This window comes from Mesorhizobium sp. M5C.F.Ca.IN.020.32.2.1, assembly GCF_004023105.1.
In the GTDB taxonomy this organism is placed as follows: Bacteria; Pseudomonadota; Alphaproteobacteria; order Rhizobiales; family Rhizobiaceae; genus Mesorhizobium; species Mesorhizobium wenxiniae.
Window position 1 is genome coordinate 1 of record NZ_RZSX01001049.1, and the last position, 1,947, is coordinate 1,947.

2 protein-coding genes are annotated in these 1,947 nt (G+C 65.6%); one reads left to right on the plus strand and one right to left on the minus strand.

What is annotated here, in order from left to right; translation table 11 throughout:
• Nucleotides 1-125: 125 nt before the first annotated feature.
• Nucleotides 126-1,094 carry an adenosylcobinamide-phosphate synthase CbiB gene (cbiB, locus tag EOA86_RS32655; protein WP_065012280.1) on the minus strand — a complete coding sequence of 323 codons (969 nt, stop codon included), beginning with the start codon at nucleotides 1,092-1,094 and terminating at the stop codon, nucleotides 126-128.
• Here cbiB and EOA86_RS32660 point away from each other — a divergent pair.
• Nucleotides 1,093-1,947: threonine-phosphate decarboxylase (locus EOA86_RS32660; protein WP_206630204.1), on the plus strand; the 855-nt coding region annotated here is incomplete at its 3' end. The two genes, cbiB and EOA86_RS32660, sit on opposite strands and share 2 nt — an antisense overlap.

Below are 1,947 nucleotides of genomic sequence, written 5' to 3' on the forward strand. Positions count from 1 at the left end.
GTATTGAAATCTTCTCCTGCAGCTGTCGGTGGCTATGCGATCAAAAGGTTTGGCAAGGCGGCTGATTCAAGCGCAAGGGAAGTCCGCATTACTTGGTGACTTGAGTTCCCGACCCGTCCGATGGCTCACGCAGCGATGACGATCACCGACAGCAAGCCGAACAGCGCGATCAGCAAAAAGTCGGCGACCCGATAGAGTTTCAGCGCCCGCCTGATGTCGGCGCTCTCGGCATCGCGGTGGCCGCCTTCGCCCATGAACGTATCGTCGACCATGACGCCGTCATAGGAACGCGGGCCGGCGAGCGCCAGGCCGAGCGCGCCGGCCATCGCCGCCTCCGGCCAGCCGGCATTGGGCGAGCGGTGCTTTGTCGCGTCGCGCTGCACGGTGCGCCAGGCGTTGCCGGCATCGGCGCCTTTGACGAAGAAAGAGGCACCCACGATGAGCAGTGCGGTCAGCCGCGACGCCGGCAGGTTGATCAGATCGTCGAAGCGCGCTGCCGCCCTGCCGAAGGCCTCGTGGCGCGGGGTGCGGTGGCCGATCATCGAATCGGCCGTGTTGGCGGCCTTGTAGGCGACGCCGCCGGCCAACCCGCCGACGCCGATCCAGAAGACGGGCGCAACGACGCCGTCGGAAAAATTCTCGGCCAGGCTTTCGATCGCCGCGCGGCAGACGCCGGCTCTGTCGAGCTTTTCCGGATCGCGGCCGACGATCCTTGAGACGGCAGCACGGCCGATGTCGAGTCCACCATTGTCCAGTCCGTCGGCCACCGCCTCGACATGCTCGGCCAGGCTCTTCTGCGACAGCAGCGACGTCGCCAGGATTGCCGTGAGGACCAGTCCAGCTGGAATGCCCGAAAGCATGGCTTCCACGGCGAAGGCGATGGCGGCCGGCACCAGCACGATGATCAGCAGCGCATGAACACCGCGCCGGCGACGCAGGGCGTCGGAATCAGTATCGCGGTTGAGCCTGCGGTCGAGAAAGGATATCAGCCTGCCGAACCAGGTGACGGGATGGCCGATGGCGCCGAACAGCCAGGCCGGGTAACCCACGGCGAATTCAACAACCAGTGACAGGAAAGCGGTCAGGATCGACATGAAGTCTCTTGATGGAGCGGCGACAGTGGTGGATCACGGCGGAAGCCTTGGCCGGGCGAGGGCGCTTTTTCCGCATGCGCCGCAGCCCTTCGTCGACCTCTCGACCGGTATCAATCCGCACTCCTATCCGTTTTTCGATCTGCCCGCCACCGCCCTGTCCAGATTGCCGGAAGCAGCGCGGGTCCGCGAGTTGGCCGAAGTCGCGGCAAGCGTTTATGGCGCGCCATCGGCAGCGAATGTGGTGGCGACGCCGGGCACGCAGATTCTGTTGCCGCGCGTCGCCTCGCTGGCGAGCCCCGGCAAGGCGCTGGTGCTCGGGCCGACCTATGCTGAACATCAGCGGGCAGCGGCAATCGCCGGCCATGCTGTGACGGAGGTCGATGATTTCGAGGTCCTGGCAGGAGCCGATCTCGCCATCATCGTCAACCCCAACAATCCGGACGGGCGCATCATCGAACGCAAGAAGCTGCTCGATCTTGCCGGAAAATTGCGCGCCAAAGGCGGGTTGCTGGTCGTCGATGAGGCGTTCATGGATGTCGGGCCGCGCGCGGAAAGCCTGGCCGGCGATGTCGAGCAAGGCGGCATTGTCGTGCTGCGTTCCTTCGGCAAATTCTTTGGCCTCGCCGGCCTGCGGCTCGGCTTTGCACTGGCCGACGCGCTGACGGTCGAACGGCTCGAGGCGCAGTTCGGGCCATGGGCGGTCGCCGGCCCAGCGCTCGAATACGGTATCCGCGCGCTTGCCGACAGCGGCTGGCGGGCCGAGATGCGATGCCGTCTGGCAGAGGATGCAGCACGGCTCGATGCGTTGTTCGGCCGCTTCGGCGTCTCAGTCGCCGGCGGCACCACGCTGTTC